The 4,492-nt window shown below is 75.2% G+C and carries 4 protein-coding genes and 1 pseudogene; all 5 read left to right on the top strand.

Annotated elements, in window-relative coordinates; genetic code table 11:
* Window positions 1–825: pseudogene (locus RIV12_RS12955) on the top strand (protoporphyrinogen/coproporphyrinogen oxidase); the annotation flags it as partial.
* 129 nt (window positions 826–954) lie between these two features.
* The gene (gene hemC / locus RIV12_RS12950; RefSeq protein WP_309324420.1) at window positions 955–2,070 is read left to right on the top strand and encodes a hydroxymethylbilane synthase; all 1,116 of its coding nucleotides are present in this window, start codon (window positions 955–957) and stop codon (window positions 2,068–2,070) included.
* A gap of 4 nt (window positions 2,071–2,074) precedes the next feature.
* Complete coding sequence (locus RIV12_RS12945) at window positions 2,075–2,950, top strand: uroporphyrinogen-III synthase (protein WP_309324418.1); 876 nt, start codon at window positions 2,075–2,077, stop codon at window positions 2,948–2,950.
* Entirely contained in the window at window positions 2,947–3,996 is a 1,050-nt protein-coding gene (hemB, locus tag RIV12_RS12940; protein ID WP_309324416.1) for a porphobilinogen synthase, read from the top strand. Before RIV12_RS12945 ends, hemB begins: the two co-directional genes overlap by 4 nt.
* 175 nt (window positions 3,997–4,171) lie before the next feature.
* On the top strand, window positions 4,172–4,492 hold a 321-nt coding region (locus RIV12_RS12935), incomplete at its 3' end, for an aminotransferase class III-fold pyridoxal phosphate-dependent enzyme (RefSeq protein ID WP_428978949.1).

The raw sequence follows: 4,492 nt of genomic DNA, 5'->3' as shown, positions 1-4,492 counted from the left end.
GGCGACGTCGAGGACAGCGCGGGCGGGGAGGCTCCGGCCGCCTGGCGGGTGGGGATCGCCCCGACACGTCGGGGACCGACGCCGTCGGATGAGCCGGTACCCGATGGTGCGCAGGAGGTCGTGGTGACGGACCGCGTCGTCGTGGCCTGCTCGGCGGGCGCCGCGCTGCGGCTGCTGCGGGGGATTCCCGGCCTGCCCGCGAGCGCGACGGACCTGACCGTGCCGGTAGGGGCGCCGATCGCCCGCTTCACGCTGGTGGCGCGGGCGCCGGAACTCAGCAAGGAGCCGGTGGGCTCGGGGCTGCTCGTGGCGCCCGCCGGCCCTGCTGACCCCGCCACTGCGGCGTCGTCGGCCGGCACCATGGCGCCTGATGGGACGGAGCCCGGTGGGGGATCGGCGAGCGCCTTGACCTGCCCGGCGCAGGCCAAGGCGCTGTCGCACCTGAGTGCCAAGTGGCCGTGGGTCGGCGCCGAGCTGCGGGCGCTGCACGGCCCGGACGTCCACGCGCTGCGCCTGTCCTACGGTCGGCCCGGTCAGCCGCGCCCGCAGGTGGATCTGCAGGTGGCGCTGGATGATGTGGCGGCCCTGACCGGGGTGAGGATCGAGCCGGAGGCGGTGATCGACCACATGCTGGTGCGCTGGGACGGGACGCTGCCGCCGGTGACACCCGCGTACCGGGAGCGCACGACGCGCATGGAGGAGCAGCTGGCGCCGGTGGCGGGACTGGAGGTCACCGGGGCGTGGGTGGCGGGGACCGGGATCGCGGCCGTCGTCGGGCACGCCCGCGCCGCGGCCGGGCGCCTGGTGAGCCCCCATGGCGGGTGAAGCGCCGCGCCAAGGCGGGGGCGGCCGTCGCGTTCGTATATTAGGTAGCGCGTTCGTACCTCCAAGGTACGAAGGCGAGCCCTACGGTACGAACGCGACGATTGAGAACCGCGCACGAGGAGGGGATGCATGACGACGACGGGGACGGACTCCGGGCGGCTTCGCCTGGGCACGCGCGGCTCGCGCCTGGCGCTGACCCAGTCCGGGCAGGTCGCCGAGGCGCTGATGGCGGCCGGCGCTCCCGGCGAGGGCTCCGGCGCGCAGCGTGATGGTCTGGACATCGAGCTGGTCACCGTGCGCACGGACGGCGATGGCGACCGCACGCCCCTGCGTCAGCTCGGCGGGGTGGGGGTCTTCGCGGCCCGGCTGCGCCATGCGCTCCTGGACGGCGAGGTGGACCTGGTGGTCCACTCCTTCAAGGACCTGCCCACCCAGCCGGTCGAGGGCCTGGAGGTCATCTGCGTGCCGTCACGCGAGGACCCGCGCGACGCCCTGTGCGCCCGCGACGGCCTGACCCTGGCAACCCTGCCCGACGGCGCCCGCGTGGGCACCGGCTCGCCGCGCCGGGCCGCCCAGCTGCTGGCCGCCCGACCCGACCTGGAGGTGGTGGACCTGCGCGGTAACGTGCCCACGCGCCTGGCGCGGGTGCGGGGGCTGGAGGCGGTCGGCGTCGGTACTGATGAGCCAGTGGCGCCTGCGCGGGCCGATGCCGCCGGTGACCTGGACGCGGTGGTCCTGGCCCTGTCGGGGCTGCGGCGCCTGGGGTTGGAGCACTGCGCGAGCGAGGTCCTGGACCTTGAGACGATGCTGCCCGCGCCGGCTCAGGGGGCCCTGGCCGTGGAGGCGCGAACCGGCGAGGACTCTGCGGAGCTGGCCCGGGCGGTGGCGGTGCTCGACGATGAGCCCACGCGTCTGGCGGTGACGGCGGAGCGGGCGCTCATGGCCCGGCTCGGTGCGGGCTGCGCGGCGCCGGTGGGGGCCTGGGCGCATCTGCGGGGCGGCAGCCGGGAGCCGCGGGTTCTTGTGCTGCGGGCGGTGGTCACCTCACTCGATGGTGGCCAGGAGGTCGGCTGCGAGCTGAGCACCGGGCTTCCCGAGGCCACTGAGGGGCCGGAGGCTGCCGGGGACGCGGCGGAGGCGGTTCGGGCGGCCGAGGCGCTGGGGGCCAGGGCGGCCGAGGTCCTGCTGGAGGACGGTGCCGACCAGATCGTCGACCTGCACGCCAACAAGCCCCGGCGGGACTGAGGCCATGGAGCAGTCCGCGTCACGCAACAGCTCGGCCGATCCTCTTCCGAGCCGTCCCCGGGAGGGCGGCGGGGCGCCGCTGTCGGGGCGGGCGGTTCTGCTGCCGCGCCTCAAGGAGCGCGACCGCATCGCCTCGGCGCTGGAGCGGGCTGGGGCGAGGGTGCTGCGGGCTGCCGTGACCCGGACGGTTCCGGGGGATGCGGCGGCGCTGGAGGCGACTGGGCGCAGGATCGCGGCGGGCGAGGCCGCCTGGCTGGTGCTCACCTCGGCCCGGACCGTCGAGGCACTGGCGCCCTACCTACACGTTCCGATGCCCTCAGCGCTGCAGGTGGCCGTCGTCGGGCCGGCGACCGCACGCACGTGGACCGAACTCACCGGGACCGCCCCCAACCTGGTGGCCCGGGGATCGGCCGCCGCCCTCCTGGAGGAGCCCGCGCTCACCGGCCCCCCGCCAGCACCGAATGCTGCGCAGCGCGTGCTGCTGCCGGCATCGGCCCTGGCCGACCCGGCCTTGGCGGACGGCCTGCGTCAGGCGGGCTGGGAGGTGGAGCAGGTGGCCGCCTACACGACCGTCACAGCCGACGCCCACGACCTGCTCCCGGGCCTGGCGAGCACGTGGGCCACCGGCGGTGTGGACGCGGTCGTGCTCACCGCCCCATCCACGACGCGGGCCGTCCTGGAGCTGCTCGGCCCGCCACCGGCCACCACCCGGCTCGTGGCCATCGGCGCCACCACCGCGGCCGCCGCCCGCGAGCTCGGTCTGCCGGTCGCCGCCGTCGCCCCCTCCCCCACGCCCGAGGGGATCCTTCAGGCCACTATCGACGTCGTGACGTCGAATCCAGCAATATCCACCACTCCCCCACTCAGGAGTACCTCATGACTGACGCCCTTCGACCGGCCGCCGACTTCCTGTCGCGCCGCTCCGTCCCCACCCCGCAGGCCCCCACGGTCCGGCCGCGGCGCCTGCGCACCACCCCGGCGATGCGGCGCCTGGCGCGCGAGCACGTCGTGGACCCGGCCGCCCTCATCCTGCCGGTGTTCGTGCGCGAGGACATTGACGCCCCCCACCCCGTGGAGGCGATGCCGGGCGTCGTCCAGCACACGCTGGACTCGCTGCGCCGCGAGGCCGCCGCCTGCGCCGAGGCCGGGGTCGGCGCCATCGACCTCTTCGGCGTGCCCGCGACCCGGGATGAGGCCGGCACGGCGGCCTGGGCGGAGGACGGCATCCTCAACCGAGGGATCGCGGCGGTGCGCGCGGAGGTGGGGGACGAGGTCGTCGTGTGCGCGGACACCTGCCTGGACGAGTTCACCAGCCACGGCCACTGCGGGCTCATCCGCCCCGATGGCCCGCGCGCCGGCGAGGTCGACAACGACGCCACGCTGGCCACCTACCAGGCCATGGCCGTCTCCCAGGCCGAGGCCGGGGCGCACATGGTCTCGCCGTCGGGGATGATGGACGGGCAGGTCGCCGCGATCCGCACCGCCCTGGACGCCACCGGCCATGAGGACGTCGCGATCCTGGCCTACTCGGCGAAGTACGCCTCGGCCTACTTCGGGCCGTTCCGGGAGGCCGTGGGCTCCACGCTCACCGGTGACCGGCGCGCCTACCAGCAGGACCCGGCCAACCGTCGCGAAGGCATGCGCGAGGTGATGCTCGACGTCGCCGAGGGCGCGGACATCGTCATGGTCAAGCCGGCCGGCCCCTACCTGGACGTGCTGGCCGATGTCGCCGCCGCCTCACCGGTGCCGGTGGCCGCCTACCAGGTCAGCGGTGAGTACGCGATGGTGGAGGCGGCCGCGCAGCGCGGGTGGATCGACCGCGAGCGCGTCATCGCCGAGTCGGTGCTGGGGATCGTGCGCGCGGGGGCGGACATGGTCCTGACCTACTGGGCCCGGGAGATCGCCGAGAACCCGGCCCTGCGCTGATACAAGAGCCACAGAGGGCAGGATCGTTCCGGTAGGTTGGGAATCAGCCCCGGTCGGCGCGAGGCCACCTCCCGAACCGGCCCTGACCAGTCTCTTCATCGACAGGATCACCGTGACTCAGCAATCGCAGCCGACAGGCCGGCCCTCCAGCACCACCGCTTCCACCAACACCTCCCTGTTCGAGGCGGCTCGCGCCGTCATCCCCGGGGGAGTCGACTCCCCCGTGCGCGCCTTCGGCTCGGTGGGCGGCACGCCGCGGTTCATCGCCTCGGCGAGCGGCGCCCATGTCACCGACGCCGAGGGGCGGAGCTACGTGGACCTGGTGGGCTCGTGGGGCCCGGCGCTCCTGGGCCACGCCCACCCGGAGGTCGTCGCCGCGGTCCAGGCGGCGGCCGCCCGCGGCCTGTCCTTCGGCGCCCCCACCGCCACGGAGACGCTCCTGGCCGAGGAGGTGCGCCGCCGGGTGCCGGCCGCGCAGAAGGTGCGTTTCGTGTCC

The organism is Actinomyces stomatis (assembly GCF_031292835.1).
Taxonomy (GTDB): Bacteria; Actinomycetota; Actinomycetes; order Actinomycetales; family Actinomycetaceae; genus Actinomyces; species Actinomyces stomatis.
The sequence above is the reverse complement of the archived record's forward strand: the minus strand, read 5'-3'. Positions and strand labels throughout refer to the sequence as shown.

What these genes read in the sequence shown, in the direction of transcription:
- hemC (WP_309324420.1), top strand. Translation starts at nt 955, where the DNA reads ATGACGACGACGGGGACGGACTCCGGGCGGCTTCGCCTGGGCACGCGC.
- RIV12_RS12945 (WP_309324418.1), top strand. Translation starts at nt 2,075, where the DNA reads ATGGAGCAGTCCGCGTCACGCAACAGCTCGGCCGATCCTCTTCCGAGC.
- hemB (WP_309324416.1), top strand. Translation starts at nt 2,947, where the DNA reads ATGACTGACGCCCTTCGACCGGCCGCCGACTTCCTGTCGCGCCGCTCC.